Source organism: Janthinobacterium sp. KBS0711, assembly GCF_000988085.1.
GTDB classification, from domain to species: Bacteria; Pseudomonadota; Gammaproteobacteria; order Burkholderiales; family Burkholderiaceae_D; genus Janthinobacterium; species Janthinobacterium lividum_E.
The window spans coordinates 192,264-215,291 of the sequence record NZ_LBCO01000011.1; the positions used below are offsets into that span (position 1 = coordinate 192,264).

Genomic DNA, 23,028 nt, shown 5'->3' on the forward strand with positions numbered 1-23,028 from the left:
CCGGATTTTGCATATGCGGGGCGTGGGCCCGAACCTTGCTGCGGCAAGCAAGCAGGCAATGCAGCCTGCCCAGCACCCCGCACACGCTGGCGCGTGCCGCTTGACCGCCATTTGACTATGCCTGGTCGGGATCGAAATGCTTGCACAAACCTTGCCAGCACTCGAAGTAGTCGTTTTGCAGCAGTTCGCTGTTCAAGGCGAACGGCGTGGGCTTGAGGATGATGCGCGTCTCGAACATGAAGGCCATGGTGTCGGCCACCTTCACGGGCGCGGACGTGTCGCTGTGCGAGGCCTTCTCGAACGTCTGCGCGTCGGGGCCGTGGCCTGACATGCAGTTGTGCAGGCTGGCGCCGCCCGGCACGAAGCCGGCCGCCTTGGCGTCGTACACGCCGTGGATCAGTCCCATGAATTCGCTGGCCACGTTGCGGTGGAACCACGGCGGGCGGAAAGTGTGCTCGGCGGCCAGCCAGCGCGGCGGGAAGATGGCGAAATCGATGGCGCCGAACAGCGGATTTTCGCTGGGCGCTTGCAGCACGAGGAAGATCGACGGATCCGGATGGTCGTAGCTGATCGAGCCGATGGTGTTAAAGCGGCGCAAATCGTATTTATAGGGCGCGTAATTGCCATGCCAGGCCACCACGTCCAGCGGTGAATGATCGAGCGTGGTGCGCCAAACATGGCCGCCGAACTTGGCCACCAGTTCGCACTCGCCGTCGATATCCTCGTAGGCCGCGTGCGGCGTGAGGAAGTCGCGGCTGTTGGCCAGGCCGTTCGATCCGATGGGGCCCATGTCCGGCAGGCGGAAGGCCGTACCAAAGTTTTCGCAGACATAGCCGCGCGCCGCGCCGTCGGGCAGGGTCACGCGGAAGCGCACGCCGCGGGGAATCACGGCGATTTCCTGCGGTTCCAGCTCGATCAAGCCCAGTTCCGTGGCAAGCGCCAGCCGGCCTTCCTGCGGCACGATCAGCAATTCGCCATCGGCCGAATAAAAGAAACGCTGCATGGAACGATTGGCCGCGTACACGTGGATGGCACAGCCGCTCATCGCTTCGGCGCTGCCATTGCCAGCCATCGTCTGCCAGCCATCGATGAAGTCTGTTGGCGTCGCGCTGTCGGGCAGCGGCAGCGGGTCCCAGCGCAGCTGGTTCGGCGGCGTCGGCGGCATGGCGTGAAAATCGCTGACGATGCGGGTATTTTCCACCAAGGTGAATGGCGGATGCTGGCTGGCGGGACGGATGCGGTACAGCCACGAGCGCCGGTTCTGTGCGCGCGGCGCCGTGAAGGCCGTGCCCGAAAGTTGCTCAGCATACAGCCCCAGCGGCGCCTGCTGCGGCGAATTCTGCCCTTGCGGCAAGGCGCCGGGTACGGCTTCCGTGGCAAATTCGTTGCCGAAGCCGCTTTGGTAGCCGGCGCCTATCATGCCTGTTCCGCCAGGCCGTCGGCCGCGTCGCGCAGCAAGCCTTGCACCACGTCGGCCCTGCCGATGGCGCCCATGGCCAGCAAGGCGAAGCGGGCCAGGAACAGGGGCGAACGCTGTTCGCCCAGGCCGCCCATGGTGTGGCACAGCTCGGTGTATAAATTATCGAGTTCGATGTCGGTCATGCTGCCTCCTAAATAACTTTTATTAATCCGCTGCGCAAAGCGCCGGGGTCAGACCCGGCGGGGGTGCACGCCCCAATGGGGCGCGTACCGCTCCCGAAGGGACTGACCCCGGATTTAGCCAGCGCTGCCGCCACCTGCCCCGCCTGCACCTGCCGCCAGCGCCCCAGCACGTGCCCGTCCGGACGCACGAGGTAATAGCTGCCAGGCTGCGCATCGAACAGCGGGAATACCTGCGCCGTGTGGTCCCAGGCGTCCCCTTGCGCCCCGCTGCGGGCGATCGCCACGGTCGTCAACGGCAATGTATCGCCCAGCGCCAGCAATTCCGCAGGCAGGCGGCCATCGTCGCTGAAGTACAGTCCCGTGAAATTGCCATCAGTGCGCTTCACCAAATCGGTAATATACCCCGCTTTTTGCCCGCCGTTGTGCCGCAGCGCCAGCGGACACTCGGGCAAGACCGTGCCTGGTGCTGGGCCGGCGGCAAACACATCCGAATCGAACACATTCAACGGCGACTGCGCATACGCGATGGCGCTCGTCTGGCGCGGGTTGATCAAGGAGCGCACGTGCGCATGCTTGCCCGCCAGGCCCAGCACGGCCGTGCGCATCAGCTCGAAAGCGAACGTGGGCGGCGCCATGAATTCCGTGCTTTTGGTGCCGTGGCGCAGGTTTTCATGGGCGGCGTACACGCGCTCGTCCGAATAGCTGTCGAGCAAACTGTCCGGCGCCCGGCCCTTGACGACGTAGGCCAGCTTCCAGGCCAGGTTGTCCGCGTCGTCGATGCCGGAATTGGCTCCGCGCACGCCGAAGATGGGCACCAGGTGGGCCGCATCGCCCGCGAACAGCACTGGGCCATGCCGGTATTTCTCCAGGGTCAGCGCGTTGGCTTTATAGATGGTGATCCACACGGGATGCCACGGCTGTGCCTCCCCCATCATGGCCAGCAGGTTGTCGACACGGGGAGCCACGTTTTCCAGCAGCACGGCCGCCTGCGCATCCTCGTCGTCGCGCAACTGGTAGTCGATGCGCCAGATATCGTCGGGCTGCTTGTGCACCAGCACGGTCGAGCCGGGATTCGACGGCGGATCGAAATACGCGAGGCGCTCCGTCGGACGGTCGCTCTTCAGGTGAATGTCAACGATGACATAACGCCCTTCATAGCTGGTGCCCTGCAATTTCAAGCCCAGTGCCTCGCGCACGACGCTGCGCCCGCCATCGGCCGCCACCAGCCAGTCCGTCTCGATCTGGTAGGTTGCATCGGGCGTGGCCACGCTGACGGTGGCGCCATCGGCGCGCTGGTCCACGCCAGTCACCCGCGTTTGCCAGCGGATATCGATCAGTTCGGGCTGGCGTTCGGCCGCGTCGAGCAGGAATTGCTCGATATGGTATTGCGCCAGGTTGACCATGGGCGGCAGCTTCTGGTTCGCGTCTTGCGGCATCGTGAAATGCAGCACTTCCTCGTCGCGGTAAAAGCTGCGTCCACCGACCCACGGCAAGCCCTTGGCCAGGAAACCGTCAAGCGCACCCAGGCGTTCGATGATTTCCAGGCTGCGCCGCGAGATGCAGATAGCGCGGCTGCCCGTGCAGACGCCATCGTCCGCTTCGATCAGCACCGAGCGCACGCCGTGGCGGGCCAGACCCAGGGCCGTGGCCAGGCCCACGGGGCCGCCGCCGACAATCAGCACGGGCACGTGCTGCGTGGCGGCGCCCGCCGGTTTGCCGGGCGGATACACCTTCGGCACATGGGGATAAGGGTGGAACGTGTCGCTCATGATGTGTCCTCTTCAATCAAGATTGTTCTTTACCGCCGCGCGCGATGGGCAGGGTCAGCACGATGGCCGCGCCCGCCACCAGCAGCACGCTGGCATACAGCAAGCCCGTGGCAAAGCTGTGCGTGAAATCCTTCAGCCAGCCCACGACGACGGGGTTCAGGGCCGAACCGATATTGCCCGTCGCATTGATGACGGCGATGCCGATGGCGCGCGCACCCAGGCTCAATGCCCGGTCCGGCGTGGTCCAGAAGACGGACATGGCCGTGTAAGCGCCCGTCGAAGCCATGCAGACGCCCAGCAGTTGCACGATGGGGTTGGCCGAGTAGGCCGTGAACATCCAGCCGGCGGCCGACAGCAGCATGGGCCAGACGATGTGCCAGCGGCGTTCCTGCAAGCGGTCCGAGCGGCGGCCCCAGGCAATCATGCCGATGACGGTGCACACTTGCGGGATGGCGGCCAGCAGACCGATTTGCGTGTTGCTGGCATTGCTATTAAAACTTTTCACGATCAAGGGCGTCCACACGGCCACCATGGCCAAAGTATTCACCAAGCAAAAATAAGCGACGCCGAATTTCAATACCGTGGGCGACAGCATTTCGGTCAGAACCGAAGTCTTCTGCTGGGACGCCACCGGCTTGTGCTCGGCCGCCAGCATGCGCGCCAGCACCTGCTGTTCCAGCGTGCTCAGCCAGTTCGCCTTGCCAGGTGCATCATCGAGGTAGCCATACACGGCCAGGCCCAGCAGCACGGATGGCATGCCTTCGAGCAAGAACAGCCATTGCCAGCCCTTCAAGCCACAGTGGCCATCGAGGCCCAGGATCAGGCCCGACAAGGCCGAACCGATGGCGGCCGTCACGGGCATGGCGATCATGAACAGGGCATTGGCCCGCGCCCTGTAGGCGCTGGGAAACCAGTAGGTGAGATACAGCAGCATGCCGGGCAGAAAGCCCGCCTCCGTCACGCCGACGAGAAAGCGCAGCGCATACAGGCTGGCCGGACCGCTGGCGAACAGGGTCGCCGTCGAGGCCAGGCCCCAGGCGATCATCATGCTGCCTATCCATTTACGCGCGCCGATGCGGGCCAGCACGATGTTGCTGGGGATGCTGCACGCGATGTAGGCGATATAAAACAGGGTGGTGGCAAAGCCGAACTGGGTACCGCTCAAGCCCAGGTCTTGCATCATGGTCAGGCCGGCAAAGCCGATATTGATGCGGTCCAGAAAGGAAAACACGAACAGCAGGAACAGAAATCCCAGCAGGTGGCGCGATACCTTGCGCATCACCTGCTGTTCCAGTTGGTTGGCGGCCACGTCGGGAACGGGCGCGGTGGCGGCGGGGGTGGCGATGGTCATGCGTGTCTCCATAAGGTGTCGCCCTCCCCTTGTTATTGTTCTTGGGTGAGAGCGGCCGGGTGATCCCGGCTTGAAACACAGTATGCAGACGGCGATGCCGGCGGCTGTCCCCATTTTGGGGACGTTTTGCGGCTAAAACAGTCAGAAAGGCGGAGCCATTGCTACGCCAAAAGTACTAAGGCGCTGGCGCCATGCACAGCGCGAACAACTGGCGCTGGCTGGAAATACCCAGGCGTTTATAGGCGCGCTTCTGGTAAGTCGTCACGCTGGACGGTTGCACACCCATGATCTCGGCGATTTCCACGGCCGTGAGGCCTTCAAGCACGCAGCGCAATACGTCCAGTTCGCGCTTGCTCAGGGCGGGGCAATGCTGGCGCAGCCTTGCCAGCATCATCGGCGCGACGCCCTGCGTATTCTGGCCGTTCAGGCTGTAATGGTGCTTGACGGCATGGGCAAACAGCGGCGACAGGGTTTCGATGCCCGCCACTTCGCCGGGCAGGAACTTGCCCTGGCTGCTGTCGCGGTAGAAATTGACGGACAGCCAGATATCGCCGGCCGGCTGCACCAGCAGGGACAAGCGGTCCGAGACATTCGGTTTTTGATAGCAGGCGGCGCGGTAGCCGGGATGGTCAATCTCGTCGCTGGCTTGCTGGTGCAGCACGATGGCGGGATCCATTTTCCGCCCCGGCGCCGGCGCGATCACGCGCTGGTTGCCATCGAGCGCATAGTAATGGCGCGCGTAGCTCTCGGCGATATCCTGCAAAAAACGTCCGCCGCGCCGGTCGGCCACGGCGACAGTCCTGGGCCGGTTGCCGAATTCATAGGCAAAGATCGTGCACTGGGCAATCGGTGCGACCGTACTGACCGTTTTCAGGATGGCCCCGGCGACGGCATTCACGTCGGCATGGCCGATGGCGGCCATCAGCTCCAGGGTACGCCCGAAGTCCAGCTGCCCTTCCGCCTGCCGCCGCTCGACGCGCCAGTAACGCATGCCTGCTCCTTATTGCGCGCGCTGCGGCAACACCCAGTCCGGCCGGATGTAGTGGCAAGTGTAGCCGTGCGGCAAGCGCTGCAGATAATCCTGGTGCTCGGGTTCTGCTTCCCAGAACGGACCGGCCGGCGCCACTTCCGTCACCACCTTGCCGGGCCACAGGCCGGAGGCATCGACGTCGCGGATGGTGTCTTCGGCCACCTTTTTTTGCTCGTCGCTCGTGTAATAGATGGCCGAGCGGTAGCTGGTGCCGCGGTCGTTGCCCTGGCGGTTTTCCGTGCTGGGATCGTGGATCTGGAAAAAGAATTCCAGGATCTTGCGGTAGCTGATGGTATTCGGGTCGAAAATGATCTCGATCGCTTCCGCATGCGTGCCATGGTTGCGGTAGGTGGCGTTGGCCACGTCGCCGCCGCTGTAGCCCACGCGCGTGGCAATCACGCCCGGATAGCGGCGCAGCAATTCTTGCACGCCCCAGAAGCAGCCGCCGGCCAGGATTGCCGTTTCATTGCCTTGCGCATTGTCTTGTGCCATGGTGTCTTTCCCGTTCTAGTCAGAAGCAGCTATCTTACCCTGTCGCGCGACTTTCTTCAGCGGGCCAGCAAGCGTTTGAGCTGCGCCGCCTGGTAGGCGCCGATGGCGTCGTTGAACAGGCAGCGGATCAGCGGGTCGTCGACGATGTCGGCTTCCGCCAGCTCCGCCCGCGCTTCGGCATCGAAAGGGCCATCGTTGATGCGCATGTACATCGACGTCAGCGATTCACCCAGTACCAGCGCCGCATGGCACTTCACCAGCGGCACTTCGGTGGTCCAGCCCGGCGCCTCGCCCGTCTCCGGCACGAGATCGATCAAGTCGCCGTGCGTGCGGTAATGCAGGACCGTGGCCGCGCCGTCATGTCCGTACAAGGACAAGCGCCACAGGCGCGGTGGCTGGAAGTAGCTGTCCTCGGACAGCTCCATGTCGCGGTAGCGTTCAAGCAAGCCGTTACGGCAGAAGTCGAGCACCAGCGCCGCATCGGCATCGTTCAAGGGCGCGAAACGGCGGGCAATGTCCGCCGTGGCGGGCGGCGGCGCCTCGGGGCGGTAGTCGAAATCGACATCCTGCGGCCCCACGGGAATGACCCATGGCAGCGGCGCGGCCGGTGTGATGCCGTGCGCATCGAGCAGCACGGCCGTGCCAGGATCGAGACGGAAGATGTGCGCCTCGGGCAGGGCCTTGCCGATTTCCTCGGCAAAGCGCCGGTAGCTGATCGGGAACATCGCATGGTTGTACCAGGACCAGTCTTCCTGCACGAACTGGCAGGAACTGGGCACGATGTACCGGGGCGCCAGCGCGCGCAGATGCGGCACCCAGTCATCCGGCAATTCCACCGGGCCGCGCGTTGCCAGCGACGGCGCGATGACGGCGATCTCGCGCATGGTCTGGAATGGCCACAGCACCATGTCCCACGGCGCAAAGGCGGCCAGCTGTTCTAGCGTCTCCGGGCCGATCCAGGAATCGACGACGTTGAGCACGTTCATGCCGGCGGCGCGCACCTGGAACAGCGAGTCGACATCGTCATCAAGCGCACGGCGCGGGATCACCTCGATGCTGCCCACCTGCACGGGTACGTCGACGTGCAGCCGCTGCACCTGCGTAAACCCCAGCGCACGGATCATGGCGAACAGTTCGTCGAAGACGCAGTACAAATAGATGGGCGTGGCGCGGTCGAGGACATCGAGGCTGTCGAGCGAGCAGTGGTCGTCGTGGAAGTGCGAGATGAAGACGGCATCCCAGCGCAACTGGCGCACGGCGCCAAGGTCGAAGCGCACGGGCGGAAACGCATGGCAGTTGCGGCTGAACGGATTTTCGACGATGGGGTCGAAGGCGATGGCCGTGCCTTCGCATTCGAAGACATAGCCGGCGTGCAGGATACGGGAGATTTTCAGGGGCATGGGAAAGCTGAATAAACCCAAAGGCAAATTCCGGGGTCAGACCCGGCGGGTCTGACCCCAGCTCTTGCTTCTGGGGTGAAAAAGGCCGCTAACGGCGCGCCAGAGACAAACCTTAATACGGATTATTCAGCACATCCATCGCAAAATACGTAAAGATCATGTCCGCGCCCGCGCGCTTGATGGCGCCCAGGGTTTCCTGCACCACGCGGCGCTCGTCGATGGCGCCGGCTTGCGCGGCGAACTTGATCATCGCGTATTCTCCGCTGACCTGGTAGGCGCCAATCGGCAGGCGCGTCACTTCGCGCAGGTCGCGGATGATGTCCAGGTAGGCGCCGGCCGGTTTCACCATCAGCGCGTCGGCGCCTTCGGCTTCGTCGATCAAGGACTCGCGCACGGCTTCGCGGCGGTTCATCGGGTCCATCTGGTAGGTCTTGCGGTCGCCTTTGAGGGTGCTGCCGGCCGCGTCGCGGAACGGGCCGTACAGGCCTGATGCGAACTTGGTCGAGTACGCCATCACGGGCGTGTCGTGGAAACCGGCTGCGTCGAGCGCGCTGCGGATGGCCGCCACCTGGCCATCCATGGCCGCCGACGGGGCAATGATGTCGGCGCCCGCCTGCGCGGCGATGACGGCCTGCTTGCCCAGGTTCAGCACCGTGCTGTCATTGTCGACCGTGTCGCCATGCAGGATGCCGCAATGGCCGTGGTCCGTATATTCGCAGAAGCAGGTGTCGGACATCACCACCATTTCCGGCACGGCGTCCTTGATGATGCGCGACATGCGCGCCACCAGGCCGTCCGGGTTCAGGGTGTCCGTGCCATGGCTGTCCTTGTGGTGCGAAATGCCGAAGGTCATGACGGAGCGCAGGCCCGCGCGCGCGTAGCGCTCCATTTCCTGCGCCAGCTTCGCTTCCGGAATGCGGCGCACGCCGGGCATGGACTTGATGTCGATGAAATCGCTGCTGCCTTCGTCGACGAAGATCGGCAGGACCAGGTCGCGCGGATTGATCTCGGTTTCGCGGAACAGCTCGCGCAGTTGCGGGGTCGCGCGCAGGCGGCGCATGCGCGAAGTGGGGAATTGTGCTGGCATGGGGTGACTGGCTTCAGGTTAACAACGCCGATAAGTATACGCCGATCGCGCCAGTTGCGCCGGACCGCCCGGCAAAAAAGCCGCGCAAGTCAAGAAATGGTCCCCTGCGCCGTCATTGCGCGTGCAGCAGGGCCGCCACTTGCCAGCGCATGTCCGCCGCCAATTGCACCAGCATGGCGCCGCGGCGGCGCGCGTCCGACCGTTTTTTCGACGGCACCAGTTCCAGCTCCGGCATCCGGCAAGGGCCGCATGGCAGGCGGAAATTGCCGTCGCTGGTGGGCTGCGCATGCAGCTCGCGCCAGGCCAGGTCGTAATCGCACGAGATATGCCGGCGCCGGCGCCAATTCAGCGCGATGCGGTTGGCGTTGCTGACCAGGTCCAGGTGGACGCAGCAGAAAAAATCGCCCAGGTCGCGCAAGGCGGCCACCATCAGGTTTTTCGGCCGACAGCCATGCAGCGCCCGCGTGGCCTCTTTCACCGCCTGCGCGCCGGCGGACGAACGCAAGCCCTGCAAGGCGCCCAGCTGGATGACGGCGCCGCCAGGCTGGGGACGGAACAGGAAACTGGCCAGGTAGAGCGGCACGCCGTCGCGCGTCAGGCGCAGGCACAACTCCCCTTCGCGGTGGCTGTCGTGGATGGCCGTCAGCTGCAAGCGGTAGGTGGCGCCATCCTTGCCTTCGATGGCGGCCAGCTCCAGCGCGCGCCGCGCCGCGTATTCCACCAGCGGCCGCGCGCCCGCCTGCCACAGGAAGCGGTAGTGCCCGCACAGCAGGTCCACCCGCGCCGCGCCGCCGAACTGGCCGCTGGCGTAAGGACGATAGATCTTGTACAGCAGGCTGGGATGGGCTTGCGCCAGCGCCGCCATTCCCGGCGTCGCGGCAATGAACGCTTGCCAGCGCGCGCGCTGCAGGGGAAAGACGATGACGCCCAGCGCGGCCTTGATACGGTGGCCATGCTGGCGCAGTGGCGCCTGCTGCGGCGCGGCGTTGTCGCCGGTGGCGGTAAAAGTATGCATGCGAACGGCTCTACGACGTGTCGGGATAAGCGGGACGCGGCGACGGCCGCAGGCAGCCCGGAACAGGCGGCTGCGCGCACGCAGCCGCTCTACGCCGGGTAGAGCGGATGATAGGGCGAGGTGAAAATGAAGGGGGTTACAGTTTGGTAATGTCGACCTGGCCTGTGGCGCACAAGCACATTATGGCAGCGAGCCGGTTGCAGGTTCCCTGACGCCGCGCTTGAGCCGCTGCAGCAGCCAACGCCGTGCCGGCACTTCCAGCAAGCGATAGCTGATGCTGCTGACAAAGAGCAGGATGCCGGTGAAGATCGCCGCCTTCATGATATAAGCCGATATACCCGTGCCCGGAAACATCAGGCGCAGCAGTTTCTGCAGCATCATGGCGAGCGGCAGATGCAGCAAGTAGATGGCATACGAGCAATCGCCCAGGAAGGCTGCCGCCCGGCCCTCAAGTATGGCCGGCCGCAACCTGGCGGCGAGCCACACCGTCGCGGGCAATGCCCCCATCACGACGAGGCCCAGCGGTATGACACCGGCGCTATCACCCAACGCATGAAAGGCGGCAAACACGCCGAGCGCCAGGGCCGCAAAATAGGCCAGTATCCGGGCATGCATCCGACACTGGAACAACAGCAAGCCCCCTGAAAAGCCCAGCAGGCCGCGCAGCAAGCCTTCATGTACGTCATCCGACCTATAGCCGCTCAGATAGCGGTTCATCCAGACGGCGCATCCCCATAGCAGCAGCGCCGAGCAAAAGTGTAGCGCGAGTTTCCAGCGCAAAGTATGCATACCCATGCGCACGGCAAAGAACCAGATCAGATTGATGAACACCTCGACGAAAATCGACCAGCTGGGTCCGTTCAAGGGAAAACTAGGTCTGTCAGCCTGCAGACAGGGCAGCATCAGCGCATTGGGCGCGAAGCATACGATGTTGGCCGACGTGGTGCCGATGTGGCTCTTGATCAGGATGACGGCAAGGGCCGCCAGTAGCGCGACAGCGTATAGCGGATAAAGCCTGGCAAAGCGGTTGCGCAGAAAGTCTCTGAAGGGCATGCCGAGGTGGATGCGCTCTTCATAGCTATGTGCCATGACCCAGCCGGAGAGGATGAAAAAGAAGTCGACTGCCAGGTAGGCGTGCGTGATCGTGAAACCAAATATGCCCGGCAGATGATGCACGGCGACCAGCATCGCCGCCAATCCACGCAAGCCATCGAGAGAAACGATACGGCCGCCGAAATGGCCAGCCTTCATGCCAGCACCAGTCATGTTTGCTCCATATCTATCCACCTGTCGAATTGGCGCAGCACGCCAACAACGAGAACCAGGCAGATTTGGCGATCACTCGATGCGGCCGCACGACGAAGGCCGTGATCTACGGTCAAATGGCGAGGTCGAAAAAAAGTAACAAAATTATATCACAATACTTTATTTAAAAGCAAATATGGCAACGTTTATGCTGCAAAAAAAAACGCGGCGGGGCGGACAACAAGAACGGCTTAGCGGACAACAAAACCTGACAGCCTAAAACGCAGCCGCAAGCCCGGCGCCGCATCCTCGATCTCCAGGCTGCCGCCATGCAGGGCCGCGATGGCTGCCACGATGGACAGGCCCAGGCCATTGCCGGGCAAATGGCGGCTCTTGTCGAGCCGGTAAAAGCGCTGCGTCAGTTTCGGCAGTTCTTCAGCCGGCACGCCGGGGCCGTTGTCCCGTACGGCCAGCCAGCTGCCGTGTTCATCGCTGCCGGCCGATACTTCCACCGTGGCGCCCCGCCCCGCATATTTGATGGCGTTGTCGACCAGGCTGGCCAGGGCACTGCCCAGCAGGTTGCGGTCGCCGCGCGCCGGCACGCCCTCGCCATACATCTGCACCAGCAGCACGCCCTGCTCGTCGGCCGTCGCTTCATACATTTCCACGATGTCGGCGCCGATCTGCTGCAAGTCGATATCGTCGAAATTCTCGGGACGCATGCCCGATTCGGCCGCCGCGATCTGCAGCAGCTTGTCGAACACGCGCGTGAGGTCGTCGATGTCGTCGATGGCCGCCTGCGCCGCGCTTTCGTAGCCTGCCACGCCCTGCTGCTGGCGCAAGGCGCCATCGAGCTTGTTGCGAATGCGCCCCAGCGGCGTGCGCAGGTCGTGCGCAATGGCGTTCGACACATGGCGCACGCCTTCCATCAAGTGTTCGATGCGGTCGAGCATGCGGTTGATGTCGCGACTCAGCAAGCCGAATTCGTCTTCGCTGGAAACGGGAATGCGCCGGCTCAGGTCGCCGGCCTCGATTTCCCCCGCCGTGCGGCGAATCTGCCCGATGCGCGCCTCGAGCTGGCGGCGAAACAGCCACGCACCCGCCACCACCAGCAGGATGGCTACCCCGCCGCCATAGGCCAGCGAGCGCAGCACCAAGGCGCGGATCGACCTGCCCTCTTCCATGTCGCGCCCGACGAACAGGCGCGCTCCGCCATCGAGGTCGCGGATCAGCATGCGCGCGGGCACCCTGCGCCCTTCGCGCGTGACGTCGCGGTGCAGCAGGCGGCCCACTGGGCTGCCCACGTCGGGCCAGGACGACAGATTGCCTGCCACGCGGCGGCCATCGGCGTCCACCAGCAAAAAAATCTCCGTGTCGCTGTCGGTGCGGTCGGTCAGCAAATGGGCGATTTCCGCCGTCGTGCGGCTGCTGCCGCCCTGCTGGTACAGCGCGGCGAGGCGCTCCGAGAGCAGGGTCAGCTTGCGGTCCACGCTGCGATCGAGCACGCCGATGGTGCCGAAATAGAACACGGCGCAGACGATGCTGATCGACACGACCACCAGCACGCCATAGCCGAGCGCCAGGCGGGCCGCGATCGAGCGGTGCCAGTTACGCACTGTCGATCACGCCCAGCGTGTAGCCGACGCCGCGCACCGTGTGGATCAGCGGCGGCGAAAATTCCTTGTCCACCTTGGTGCGCAAGCGGCTCACCTGCACGTCGATGACGTTCGTCTGCGGGTCGAAATGGTAGTCCCACACGGCTTCGAGCAGCATGGCGCGCGTGACGGACTGGCCCTGGTGGCGCATCAGGTATTCGAGCAGGCGAAATTCGCGCGGCTGCAGGGCGATTTGCCGGTTTGCGCGCGTCACGCGCATGGTGCGCATGTCGAGCACGAGGTCGGCCACCTGCAGCTGCGTCGATTCGGGCACGGGCGCGGCGCGCCGCAGCAGCGCCTCGATGCGCGCCAGCAGCTCGGCGATGGCGAACGGTTTCGACAGGTAATCGTCGCCGCCGCTGCGCAGGCCGCGCACACGCTCGTCGACGCTGGAAAGAGCCGATAGCACCAGCACGGGCGTGTTGCTGCCCATGCCGCGCAGGCGCGCGACGATCGCCAGGCCGTCGATCTCGCCGGGCAGCAGGCGGTCGAGCACCAGCGCATCCCAGTCTTCGCCGCAGGCCAGGCGCATGCCGTCGATGCCATTGTCGCAAGCGGTAACGTCGTGGCCGGCCTCGCGCAGGCCGGCACAGATATAGCGGGAAGTTTCGGCTTCGTCTTCGATGACCAGGCAGCGCACGGGATTTCCTTGTAAAGATCAGGCAGCAAATAGGCGCAGCATACGCCAGGCGCGCGCCACTTGCCAGTCCCGCCGCGTGCGGCGCGCGATGACAGGGTCGGGTACAATACGACCTCGACATTGTTTGGCCGCGCGCCTGCGCCCCTGTTTTATCGGCGCCTCCCGGCTTGCCGCGGCCTCTATAGCCATCACTGCCACTAACGAACATCCGGCGCGCCAGGCGCGCGCCACAGACCAATACAGCCATGAAATCGACCCACTCTCTCGCACTGGCGCTGGCCATGGCCATCAGCTGCGGCAGCGCCACCGCCGCAGATACCAAACAAAGCATGCTGTTCGATGAAATCCCCATCGGCAGCTGGAGCACTTCCGCCGAACTGGGCGCCATCACCACTTCCGGCAACACGGTCGGCACCTCCGTCACGGGCAAGATCGACGCGCGCCAGGAACTCGATGACTGGAGCAACCAGTACATTTTCAGCGGCTACTTCAAGGAAGACGAAACGACGAACGACGATGGACAAAAGATCCGCGAACGCTCGGCCGAACGCTTTTCCGCTTCCGCCAAGGCCGCCTACAAACTGATGGCCGACCATGAAAAACTCTTCGTCCTGGCCTCGCACGTGAACGACAAGTTCGGCGCCTACACCAAGTACTCGACCCTGGCCGTCGGTCATGGCTCGCGCTGGTACCAGTCGACAGACAAAAGCGTCGACGTGGAATTCGGTCCTGGCTATTTCAGCGGCACCAACGACGCAGGCGAATCGGAACACGGCCTGACGGTGCGCGGCGCGGCCGCCATGAAGTGGAAGATCAGCCAGTCGGCCATGTTCACCCAGACGGTCAGCGTGGAACGAGGCACCTCGAACACCCACTCGATCGCCGAAACGGCCCTCAGCACAAAAATCAACGGCACCATGCAGATGAAGGCCGCCTTCAGCGCCCGCAACGACACGCGCGTACCGGACGACAAGAAGAACACGGATACGCAAACCTCGCTGACCCTGGTCTACTCGTTCTAGGACGCGCCCCCATGCTGATGCGGCGTCTGCGCGTATGCGCCCTCCTGTGCGCGGCGGCGCTGCTGAGCGGCTGCGCCGCCGTCACCGTCAGCGCGATTTCGCCGGCCGACTACCTGCAGCAGCGGCGCGGCGACATCCTCACGACGGGCAAACTGAGCGCCTCGGCCAGCGAGGTGCTGCGCATCATCGGCAGCGACATCGCCGCCTGCGAAGCCAATACGGGCAGCTGCCGCGCCGACCTGGCCCGCTCCGAGCTGCTCAGCGACGAACAGCGCCTGGCCACCCTGTCCGAATTGTGGCTGGAAAGCGCCCTGGCGGAAGAAAAGCAGGGTGGCCACCCCAGCGCCGAACGCCTGGCCGCCTGGCTCGAATCGGCCCGCTACGCGTATGCCTACCTGTTCTACACGACGCGCACGCCGGGCCAGCGCGCCTTCGAGGAACGCCAGACGCAAATCCGCGACTACTATAACTATGCCGTGCAAAAGGCCGTCGGCAACCTGTTTCGCCACCGCGGCGAATATCGCCCGGACGGCCATGTGATCCGCGTCGCCGGCTGGCAGATCGACAGCGAACTGTCGGCCCTGCGCCTGCCCGACGACGGCACCCTGCCCGACGAACTGCTGCCGGCCACCTCGCTGACGTTTTCCGGCCTGCGCAATGTGTACCGGCGCGACGGCTTCGGCGCCGACCTGGTGGCCGTCATGCCCAAGCCCGCCGGAGCCAGGGACGCGGCCTTCCAGGAAAGCCGCTTCCCCGTCGTCACGGCGCTGATCCGCTTCGATGGCAACAGCCTGCAGGAGGTATTGGCCACGCAGCAGCTGCTGGTGATGCTGGTCGACCCGACGCGCAGCGAATCGACGCGCATGGCGGGCCAGGAACTGCCCGTGGCAGCCAACTTCACGGCCGGCTATGGCCTGTGGCTGGCCCGTTCCGGCTTCGGCGTGCAGGCGTTGCGCACCCTGTTCGGCAGCGCCGACGGCATTTCGCGCCCGCAGGTGCACCTGATGCAGCCCTACGACCCGAACAAGCGCACCATCGTCATGCTGCACGGCCTGGCCAGCAGCCCGGAAGCGTGGATCAACGTGGCAAATGAACTGATGGGCGACGAACAGCTGCGCCGCCGCTACCAGATCTGGCAGGTGTACTACCCGAGCAATGCGCCGCTGGCGGCCAACAACGCCGCCATCCGCAAGGCGCTGAACGCAACCCTGGCGCAGTTCGACCCTTCGGCCAAGGCCGACGCGGCGAACGACATGGTCTTGATCGGCCACAGCATGGGCGGCGTACTGGCGCGCCTGATGGTCTCCGACGCCAGCAACACCCTGCTCGACGCCATCACGGAAGAATACAATTTGAAGGGCAAGAAAGCGGAAAAAGTGCGCGCCGGCCTGGCGCCCTACCTGAATTTCACGGCCATGCCGCAGGTGAACCGCGCCATCTTCATCGCCGCGCCGCACCGCGGCACCTCGTTCGCCAACCACAAGGTGGCGCGCTGGATCGCCAACCTCGTCACGCTGCCCATCACCATGCTCGACCAGTTGTCGGACGCGGCCGGCAGCCTGGCGCAGCTCGACACGGGCAGCAGCGAACCGCTGCGCATCCCCAACAGCATCGATAACCTCAGCGACAAGGACCCGTTCGTGCGCCTGGTGGCCGACCTGCCCATCAGCCCGAACGTGCGCTACTACTCCATCATGGGCAACGACACGCCGGACCTGCCGCTGGCGGAATCGAGCGACGGCGTGGTGCCCTACGCCAGCGCCCACCTCGATGGCGCCCTGTCGGAAAAAGTCATCCCGTCGTGGCACAGCGTGCAGGAAAGCCCGCAGGCGATCCTGGAGATACGGCGCATACTACGCATGCCGGATTAAGTCGCCAAGGCGATAGCAGCGCAGGCCGGATCAGGCGGGGCCGCCGAGGCCGCAGGCGGTAATCCGACAACATTATTGGCCACGCCCATGGTGATGTCGGCTTACGCGCTCCGCGCTAAGCCGACCTACCCGACTGGTGCCAATGGATGGGCTGGCAACCGTAGGTTGGATTAGGCGGAGCCGTAATCCGACAACATTGTTAGCTTCACTTTGGGCAGCGCCAGCATCACACCGGCTCGCGCCACTTGTCCTTGATCTCCAGCATGGCCGGTAGCTGCTCGACGAACAGCGCCAGCAGCTCAGGATCGAAGTGCGTGCCGCTGTCGCGCTGCATGGTGGCGATGGCTTCGTCGATCGTCCAGGCGCGCTTGTACGGACGTTCGCTGGTGAGGGCGTCGAAGACGTCGGCGATGGCGACGATGCGGCCTTCATGCGGGATTTCCTCGCCTTTCAAGCCTTGCGGATAGCCGCTGCCGTCCCATTTCTCGTGGTGCGTGAGGGCGATGGTGCGCGCCATTTTCAACAAGCCGCTTGCGTGCTCGCCGATGATGGCCGCGCCAATTTCCGCGTGGCGGCGCATGACTTGCCATTCGTCCGCATCGAGCTTGCCCGGCTTTTGCAGGATGGCGTCGGGGATGCCGATCTTGCCCACGTCGTGCATGGGCGCCGCGTTGAGCAGGTCTTCCGCCCTGCCCGCGCTGTAGCCGGCCGCCAGCGCCAGCTGGCGCGCGTAGTAGCTCATGCGGATGACGTGCATGCCCGTCTCGTTATCCTTGTATTCGGCCGCCTGCCCCAGGGTCTGGATCACCTGCAGGCGCGAACGACGCAATTCCTCGGCGTCCACCAGCGACAGATGCGTGCGCACGCGGGCGCGCACGATGGGCGGACTGACCGGTTTCGTGATGTAGTCGACGGCGCCCGCGTCAAAGCCGTCCGCCTCGTCCTTCACGTCGCACAGGGCGGTGACGAAAATGACGGGGATGGAGGCGGTCGCCGGCATCGCCTTCAGTTGACGGCACACTTCATAGCCCGTCATGGCGGGCATCATGATATCGAGCAGGATCAGTTCGACGGGATTGTTCTGCGCCAGTTCCAGCGCCTTTTCGCCATCCTTGGCATACAGCAGGCGGTAATCGTCCTGCAGAATCTGGCGCAGCACCTGCAGATTCGTCGCTTCGTCGTCGACCAGCAGCAGGATCGGTTTATCTTCGTGTAAGGTCATCGTAAGCCCAATATCAGGAAAGGTCGGCAGGCATAGGCGCTTCCAGCCACGCCAGCAGCTGGCGCAGCACGCCTGCGGCGCGCGCAAATTCAAAGTCGTCGATGGCGCTGGCCAGCGCCTGCAATCGCGGCTGCTGGCCGTGCGGCGCCAGCATGGCCGCGATCTGCGCCATCAGGGCGTCGTCGAGCTGTCCGCCTTCCAGGCTGGCGATGGCTTGCCGCAGCAAGGCACCGGCGGCGTCGGCATCGAGTGGCGCGCCGGCAGCCGGCGTACCCACGGCCACGGCCGGCATACCCGATTCTTCCAGCTCGCCGGCCAGCGCCATGAAGGCGGCGGCCAATTGCACCAGCAATTCGGTCGCCGGCAACTGGCGCGAGATGGCTTGCTCGATGCGTCCCAGCAGGCTTTCGATCTGCACCAGGCACAGGTTGCCCGCCGCGCCCTTGATACGGTGCAGCAGGTGGCCCGCCACGCTGCTGCCGCCGCGCTCCAGTTCTGCCGCCAGCATGGCGGCGCAGTCGCCATTGGCTTGCACGAAGCGGCCAATCGCCCGTTGCAAGGCTTCGCGGCCGCCCCACAGGGCGATGCCGCGCTGCCAGTCCACCTGGCCGGTGGCCGCACGCGCCGCCGCGCCGGCCGCCGTCGGCGGCATGGACACGGCGATATCGAGCAGGCGGGCGATTTCCGCCGTCAGCTTGTGCATTTCCAGCGGCTTCGAGGCAAAACCATTCATGCCGGCCGTCTGCGCGGCGCGCCGGTCCTGCTCCAGCACGCTGGCCGTCAGGGCGATGATGGGCGTCGCCGTCAGGCCCTGCTCGCGCTCGTACACGCGGATCAGGCGCGTCGCTTCCAGGCCATCCATGCGCGGCATCTGCACGTCCATCAGGACGACGTCGAAGCTGCCCTTGCTGAACTCGCGCACAGCGCTCTCGCCATCGCTGGCGGCGATCACCTGGTGACCGGCCGCGCCCAGGCTGATCAGGAGCAGCTCCACGTTCTGCGGCACGTCGTCGGCCGCCAGGATGCGCAGCGGCGGCAAGGCCACCACAGGCTGCTCGCTGCGGCGCGACACGGCCTTGCCCGGCGCCAGCGGCAGCAGCACGTGGAACACGCTGCCCACGCCCAGGGTGCTTTCCACGGTGATGGTGCCACCCATCAGTTCGACCAATTGCAGCGAAATCGTCGTGCCCAGACCCGTGCCGCCAAAACGTCGGCTCATCGAGGAATCGGCTTGCGTGAACGGCGCGAAGATCTTGTCCAGGCGGTCGGCGGGAATGCCGATGCCCGTGTCGTGCACGGCGATATGCACCTGCTCGCCCTGCATGCCGACGGCCACGCGCACATGGCCCACTTCCGTGAACTTGACGGCGTTGCCGATCAAATTCGTCAGCACTTGCTGCACCCGGCGCGCGTCGCCCAGGAAGAACTGGCCCATGCCGGGGTCGACATCGACATGCAGCACCAAGTCGCGCGCATGCGCCGTGATGCGCAGGGACGCGGCCACGTGGTCGACCAGGTCCGGCAGCGAAAAGTCCACCAGTTCCAGCTCGGTGGCGCCTTTTTCCAGCTTGGCCATGTCGAGGATGTCGTTCAGCAGCTCGAGCAGCGAACGTGCCGACTGGCGTACCGTGCCCAGATGGCGGCGCTGCAGGCTGTCCAGGGCAGTCCCCAGCAGCACTTCCGTAAAGCCGATGATGGCATTCATCGGCGTGCGGATTTCATGGCTCATGTTGGCCAGGAAGCTGGTCTTCGATTCGGCGGCCAGTTCGGCGCGGTCTTTCGCCGCGCGCAGGTTTTCCTGCATGGCGCGCCGCTCGCTGACGTCGGTGGCCAGCTTGACCACCTTGAACGGCTTGCCATCCGTGTTGAAGATCGGGTTGTACGAGGCCTGTATCCACACTTCCTTGCCATGCTTGCCGATGCGCTTGTACTCGCCCGTATTGAATTCGCCCTGCGCCAGGTGCTGCCAGAACGCGACGTAGTCGGGCGAGGTCACGTAGCCCGGCTCGCAGAACACGCTGTGGTGCAGGCCCAGCACGTCCTCGAGCTGGTAGCCGGTCAGGTCGAGGAAGTTCTGGTTGGCCGCCAGGATGCGTCCCTGCAGGTCGAACTCGGCGACGGCCGTCGCGCGCGAGATGGCCGTCACCTTGCCTTCGTATTCGGCGTTGCGCAATTCGCTTTCCGTGATGTCGAGGATGACGCCGTCGATCCAGCGCACCACGCCGTCGTTATCGAGCACGGGGCCGCTGCTTTCGCGCACCCAGCGCTCGCGCCCGTCGCGGTGGATCATGCGGTAGACGTTCTCGAAATCGCGCCGTTCGCCGGCCGCCTGCACGCAGGTGTCGTTGACGCGCTGGCGGTCGTCCGGGTGCACGAGGTCGAACAGCCTGACCCGCCCTTCGGCGAAGTCCTGCGGCAGCCAGCCCGTCAGATTGAAGACGGCGTCGCTGATGAAGATCATCTTCCATTCGGGCGCGAAGCTGCAGTGGAAGGACACGCCGGGGATATTGCGGATCAGGGTGCGGTACTGGCGTTCGCTGTCTTTCAGCGCCTGCTCCATGCTGCGTGAAGAGCGCATGTCCGTGACAAACGCCACGAACAAGGGCTGGCCCGGCGCATCGATCTTGCCGATCGCCACGCGCATGGGCAGCACGGCGCCATCCTTGTGGCGGCCATCGAGTTCGCGTCCGCTGTCGAGGATGCGCGAGGCGCCCGTTTCCAGGTAATCGCGCAGATAGCCCTCATATTCGGCCGCGTCGGCCGGCTGCAGCAGCACGCTGGCGTCGCGCCCCACGATCTGCGCTTCGCGCCAGCCGAACAGGCTTTCCGCGGCGGGATTGAAGGAGCGCACCTTGCCCTGGCCATCGATGGTGATCAGGCCATCGGCCGCCGTGTCGACGATGGCGCGCAGGCGCGATTCGCTGACGCTGGCGTGGCGCAGCAGCTGGCGGTAGCGCAGCAAGCCGTTCGCGGCGGCCACGAAGACGGTCAAGGTGACGGTGATCAGGGCCACGGCCAGGGCCACGAACGAGGCCTGCACCGTGATCGTGTTCTCGCCCGCCGTGGGCGTGCCGGAAAAGCGCGCCGCCAGCATGCCTGTGTAATGCATGCCGGAAATGGCCAGGCCCATCACCACACTGCTGAGCAGCAAGGACGCCAGGGGGCTCAGGCGCTGGCGCATGGCGCTCAAGCCGAAGCGCACCCACAGCGCCAGCATGGCCATGGTGACTGCCACCAGCAGCGACAGGGCGAACAGCCAGGGTTCGTAGCGCAGGGCCAGCGACGTTTGCATGGCGGCCATGCCGCTGTAATGCATGGAGCCGATGCCCACGCCGACGAGCATGCCGCCCACCACCAGCTGGCGCCAGTTGATGCTCGGACGCGCCAGCATGTGCAGCGCCACCCACGAAGCGGCCATGCCGGGCAGCATGGAGAGCAAGGTCAGGCCGGGGTCGAAGGACACGCGCGTGCAGATGTCGAAGGCCAGCATGCCGATGAAATGCATCGACCAGATGCCGCCGCCTAGCGCGATGGCGCCCGTGATGATGGCCGTCTGGCGCTGGAAGCCGCGCTCGCTGCTGCGCGCCATGCCGGCGATCTGCAGGGCCATGAACGAGGCAAAGATGGCGATACCGATGGAAAACAGCACCAGCCAGGCATTGTGCGTGCCATAGATGTACTGCATGGTATCGGTCGATACGGCAAAGATGGAACTAAGCATACTGTCGTGGCATAAGAGAGTGAAACCTAACGTCGCAAAACATGACGGCGCACCGCGCGCCGGCGCCAGGCTTTTTACTAAAGCGGCAACACAGCGGAAATGACAACGGTAGCAGTCGACCAGGGCAAGGCTCGGTCATCACGCCCGCGCCTGCCGCGCGGGGGAAAGGTGCTTTTTCAGAGGGAAAAAGCGGAATGCGTACGAACTCTGGCGCGGATGTCTGGCCGCCAGCGTGACGATGATTTTTTAAAGAGCCATGAGTATAGTTGCTTTGCGAAAATATTCATAGGACTTCAGCAATATAGTTGCCAAAAGAAAACCATTTTGCGGCCACGATGCCACAAGTTCAGGGAAGCAGGCGCTCGGCCATCATCTCGCCATCCCCATCGAGTCCTGTTTCAACGAAACCGGCCTGCGCGTACAGTTGCCGGGCGCGCGCATTGGCAGGCACGTAATAGAGCACCACCCTGCCCGCCCCGCGCGAGCGCATCTCGTCCAGCAGCAGGGCCAGCGCCGCGCGGGCCAATCCCTGGCCCTGCCACGGCGCCGCGATCATCAGGCGGTACAACACGTGCGTATCCTGCCGCCCCGCACTGCCCGGCAGCGCGTACATGGCAAAGCCGATCAGTTCGTCGCCGGCATAGATGGCGCGCGGGTGCATGTTGGCGTGGCTGGCGGCCAGCGCCAGCGACTCGGCATTGCTGGCAATAAAATCGCGTTGCGCCGCATGCAGCGGCAGCCCGATGACGGCGTCGGCGTTGGCCGCGCAGACGGGACGCAGGGTCAAGACCGCGTTGATGCTCACGCCCTTCCTCATGCTGGCGGCCACTGCGCGCGTATCGCGGCAGATTCCTGATAGGTCGGACCGGCACGCACGGCCACAGGGATACCGGCCAGCGCACAGCGGCGGCTCAGCTCGTCCTTGATCTGCCGCAACGATAAACGCTGCGGCACGGGCAGATCCATGCCTACCACGCGGATCAGCGGGTAATCGTCGAGGGTCGTGTGCAGCAGCAGCTCCACGCGTGCCATCGGCGGCCCTCCGCGGTAGACATTCACCGCGCCCGCGTAACTGACCACTTCCAGCGCGCGGATCTGCCGCAGCTCCAGTTGCAGCACCTTGTCATGGCCGGGCAGGCGCCGCGCCACCCGGCGCAGCAACAGGCCAGCGTCGTTGATCTCGACATGAAAAAACAGATTGGGGCCCGGCAACAGGATCAGTCCGACGATCCATGCGGCCAGCGCCGGCAGGAGCAGCAGCACTGCCTCGCCCGCGTACGCCACGTCGCGCCAGACGGCTTGTCCGACAAAGGCGAAGATCAGGGCGCAGCCCCCTAGCAGCACGCTGCGCGACAGCACGGGACGCAGATTGGCCATCATCGCCGCATGCGAGCTTGCATCGTCGGCCGCCGCAAAGCGTATCCATTCCGCGCGCGCCGGGTTCAAGCGCCTGGCGGGAATGCCGCTCAAGTATGCTGCGCCAGCATGCCGCGGAACCATGCCAGTTGCTCGCGCGTCAGGTAATTGGCGCCATCGCCGTGCAGGATGACGATTTCGATCTCGGCCGGAATCGACGCGACCAATTGCGCGCCCGTCACGGGAATTTTCGGAAAGGCGATGCCGGCCAGGAAGGCCAGGTCTTCCGCCACCGTCACGCACTGGCGCTCGGGATTGGGCGACGGCACGAGGAACAGGTCGATCTGCTCGCTCTGCCCGCCGATAACGACGTGCAATTGGGCGGCCAGCAGTTCGGGCAGGATCAGCTCGATGTTATTCTCGGTGCGCGATTGCTGGAAAGCGCTTTTCAGGGGCGTGAGGACAGGAGTAGCGATCATGGCAAAGTGAAAAGATAAAGACGGCGGCAGTGTAGCAGAGCCGCCTGGCCTGGCGCGCTCTGCTGGCGCAA

19 protein-coding genes are annotated in these 23,028 nt (G+C 64.7%); 2 read left to right on the forward strand and 17 right to left on the reverse strand.

Translation table 11 applies throughout. The annotated features are described in order from the left end of the window. Positions 1-115 precede the first annotated feature (115 nt). From hmgA to VM94_RS07310, 12 genes are all read right to left on the reverse strand, one after another. Positions 116-1,420 (reverse strand): homogentisate 1,2-dioxygenase, encoded by a 1,305-nt coding sequence (gene hmgA / locus VM94_RS07255; RefSeq protein WP_046682853.1) that lies wholly within the window; start codon positions 1,418-1,420, stop codon positions 116-118. Continuing rightward, positions 1,417-1,602, reverse strand: a complete 186-nt coding sequence (locus VM94_RS07260; RefSeq protein ID WP_046682854.1) for a hypothetical protein — start codon at positions 1,600-1,602, stop codon at positions 1,417-1,419. The genes hmgA and VM94_RS07260 overlap by 4 nt, the downstream gene beginning before the upstream one ends. Positions 1,603-1,610: 8 nt before the next feature. Further along, entirely contained in the window at positions 1,611-3,371 is a 1,761-nt protein-coding gene (locus VM94_RS07265) for an FAD-dependent oxidoreductase (RefSeq protein WP_082127607.1), read from the reverse strand. Between the two features lie 16 nt (positions 3,372-3,387). Beyond that, positions 3,388-4,722 carry an MFS transporter gene (locus tag VM94_RS07270; protein WP_185982121.1) on the reverse strand — a complete coding sequence of 445 codons (1,335 nt, stop codon included), beginning with the start codon at positions 4,720-4,722 and terminating at the stop codon, positions 3,388-3,390. A gap of 175 nt (positions 4,723-4,897) precedes the next feature. Continuing rightward, positions 4,898-5,713 (reverse strand): helix-turn-helix domain-containing protein, encoded by an 816-nt coding sequence (locus tag VM94_RS07275; RefSeq protein WP_046682856.1) that lies wholly within the window; start codon positions 5,711-5,713, stop codon positions 4,898-4,900. Positions 5,714-5,722: 9 nt separating this feature from the next. Next, positions 5,723-6,244 (reverse strand): peptide-methionine (S)-S-oxide reductase MsrA, encoded by a 522-nt coding sequence (gene msrA / locus VM94_RS07280; RefSeq protein ID WP_046682857.1) that lies wholly within the window; start codon positions 6,242-6,244, stop codon positions 5,723-5,725. 56 nt (positions 6,245-6,300) lie between these two features. After that, complete coding sequence (locus VM94_RS07285) at positions 6,301-7,644, reverse strand: MBL fold metallo-hydrolase (protein ID WP_046683096.1); 1,344 nt, start codon at positions 7,642-7,644, stop codon at positions 6,301-6,303. Positions 7,645-7,756: 112 nt separating this feature from the next. Continuing rightward, positions 7,757-8,731 (reverse strand): porphobilinogen synthase, encoded by a 975-nt coding sequence (gene hemB, locus VM94_RS07290; RefSeq protein WP_046682858.1) that lies wholly within the window; start codon positions 8,729-8,731, stop codon positions 7,757-7,759. Between the two features lie 112 nt (positions 8,732-8,843). Continuing rightward, the gene (locus tag VM94_RS07295; RefSeq protein ID WP_052755599.1) at positions 8,844-9,746 is read right to left on the reverse strand and encodes a DUF535 family protein; all 903 of its coding nucleotides are present in this window, start codon (positions 9,744-9,746) and stop codon (positions 8,844-8,846) included. Between the two features lie 180 nt (positions 9,747-9,926). Next, positions 9,927-11,012 carry an acyltransferase family protein gene (locus VM94_RS27175; protein ID WP_082127608.1) on the reverse strand — a complete coding sequence of 362 codons (1,086 nt, stop codon included), beginning with the start codon at positions 11,010-11,012 and terminating at the stop codon, positions 9,927-9,929. A gap of 230 nt (positions 11,013-11,242) precedes the next feature. Further along, the gene (locus VM94_RS07305) at positions 11,243-12,607 is read right to left on the reverse strand and encodes a sensor histidine kinase (protein WP_046682859.1); all 1,365 of its coding nucleotides are present in this window, start codon (positions 12,605-12,607) and stop codon (positions 11,243-11,245) included. Beyond that, positions 12,600-13,286, reverse strand: a complete 687-nt coding sequence (locus VM94_RS07310; RefSeq protein ID WP_046682860.1) for a winged helix-turn-helix domain-containing protein — start codon at positions 13,284-13,286, stop codon at positions 12,600-12,602. Before VM94_RS07310 ends, VM94_RS07305 begins: the two co-directional genes overlap by 8 nt. A 245-nt stretch (positions 13,287-13,531) precedes the next feature. On the opposite strand from VM94_RS07310, the gene VM94_RS07315 reads away from it, so the two are divergent. Together VM94_RS07315 and VM94_RS07320 are read left to right on the forward strand one after the other, a co-directional pair. Then, positions 13,532-14,308: a DUF481 domain-containing protein gene (locus tag VM94_RS07315; RefSeq protein WP_046682861.1), complete on the forward strand. Its 777-nt coding sequence runs from the start codon at positions 13,532-13,534 to the stop codon at positions 14,306-14,308. Positions 14,309-14,319: 11 nt separating this feature from the next. After that, on the forward strand, positions 14,320-16,179 hold the full coding sequence (locus VM94_RS07320; protein WP_082127609.1) for an esterase/lipase family protein: 1,860 nt from the start codon (positions 14,320-14,322) through the stop codon (positions 16,177-16,179). Between the two features lie 226 nt (positions 16,180-16,405). Here VM94_RS07320 and VM94_RS07325 read toward each other — a convergent pair whose 3' ends face one another. The 5 genes from VM94_RS07325 to VM94_RS07345 form a co-directional block, all read right to left on the reverse strand. Further along, entirely contained in the window at positions 16,406-17,401 is a 996-nt protein-coding gene (locus VM94_RS07325; protein ID WP_046682862.1) for a response regulator, read from the reverse strand. A 13-nt stretch (positions 17,402-17,414) separates the two neighbouring features. Continuing rightward, complete coding sequence (locus VM94_RS07330) at positions 17,415-21,122, reverse strand: PAS domain S-box protein (RefSeq protein WP_046682863.1); 3,708 nt, start codon at positions 21,120-21,122, stop codon at positions 17,415-17,417. A gap of 346 nt (positions 21,123-21,468) precedes the next feature. Continuing rightward, entirely contained in the window at positions 21,469-21,927 is a 459-nt protein-coding gene (locus tag VM94_RS07335) for a GNAT family N-acetyltransferase (protein WP_160309278.1), read from the reverse strand. An 8-nt stretch (positions 21,928-21,935) separates the two neighbouring features. Next, the gene (locus tag VM94_RS07340) at positions 21,936-22,592 is read right to left on the reverse strand and encodes a hypothetical protein (protein ID WP_046682864.1); all 657 of its coding nucleotides are present in this window, start codon (positions 22,590-22,592) and stop codon (positions 21,936-21,938) included. After that, entirely contained in the window at positions 22,589-22,957 is a 369-nt protein-coding gene (locus VM94_RS07345) for a hypothetical protein (protein WP_046682865.1), read from the reverse strand. Before VM94_RS07345 ends, VM94_RS07340 begins: the two co-directional genes overlap by 4 nt. Positions 22,958-23,028: the final 71 nt, after the last annotated feature.

What these genes read in the sequence shown, in the direction of transcription:
- VM94_RS07325 (WP_046682862.1), bottom strand. Translation starts at nt 17,401, where the DNA reads ATGACCTTACACGAAGATAAACCGATCCTGCTGCTGGTCGACGACGAA.
- VM94_RS07315 (WP_046682861.1), top strand. Translation starts at nt 13,532, where the DNA reads ATGAAATCGACCCACTCTCTCGCACTGGCGCTGGCCATGGCCATCAGC.
- VM94_RS07265 (WP_082127607.1), bottom strand. Translation starts at nt 3,371, where the DNA reads ATGAGCGACACGTTCCACCCTTATCCCCATGTGCCGAAGGTGTATCCG.
- VM94_RS07285 (WP_046683096.1), bottom strand. Translation starts at nt 7,644, where the DNA reads ATGCCCCTGAAAATCTCCCGTATCCTGCACGCCGGCTATGTCTTCGAA.
- VM94_RS27175 (WP_082127608.1), bottom strand. Translation starts at nt 11,012, where the DNA reads ATGACTGGTGCTGGCATGAAGGCTGGCCATTTCGGCGGCCGTATCGTT.
- VM94_RS07320 (WP_082127609.1), top strand. Translation starts at nt 14,320, where the DNA reads ATGCTGATGCGGCGTCTGCGCGTATGCGCCCTCCTGTGCGCGGCGGCG.
- VM94_RS07275 (WP_046682856.1), bottom strand. Translation starts at nt 5,713, where the DNA reads ATGCGTTACTGGCGCGTCGAGCGGCGGCAGGCGGAAGGGCAGCTGGAC.
- VM94_RS07270 (WP_185982121.1), bottom strand. Translation starts at nt 4,722, where the DNA reads ATGACCATCGCCACCCCCGCCGCCACCGCGCCCGTTCCCGACGTGGCC.
- hemB (WP_046682858.1), bottom strand. Translation starts at nt 8,731, where the DNA reads ATGCCAGCACAATTCCCCACTTCGCGCATGCGCCGCCTGCGCGCGACC.
- msrA (WP_046682857.1), bottom strand. Translation starts at nt 6,244, where the DNA reads ATGGCACAAGACAATGCGCAAGGCAATGAAACGGCAATCCTGGCCGGC.
- VM94_RS07260 (WP_046682854.1), bottom strand. Translation starts at nt 1,602, where the DNA reads ATGACCGACATCGAACTCGATAATTTATACACCGAGCTGTGCCACACC.
- VM94_RS07295 (WP_052755599.1), bottom strand. Translation starts at nt 9,746, where the DNA reads ATGCATACTTTTACCGCCACCGGCGACAACGCCGCGCCGCAGCAGGCG.
- VM94_RS07330 (WP_046682863.1), bottom strand. Translation starts at nt 21,122, where the DNA reads ATGCTTAGTTCCATCTTTGCCGTATCGACCGATACCATGCAGTACATC.
- hmgA (WP_046682853.1), bottom strand. Translation starts at nt 1,420, where the DNA reads ATGATAGGCGCCGGCTACCAAAGCGGCTTCGGCAACGAATTTGCCACG.
- VM94_RS07345 (WP_046682865.1), bottom strand. Translation starts at nt 22,957, where the DNA reads ATGATCGCTACTCCTGTCCTCACGCCCCTGAAAAGCGCTTTCCAGCAA.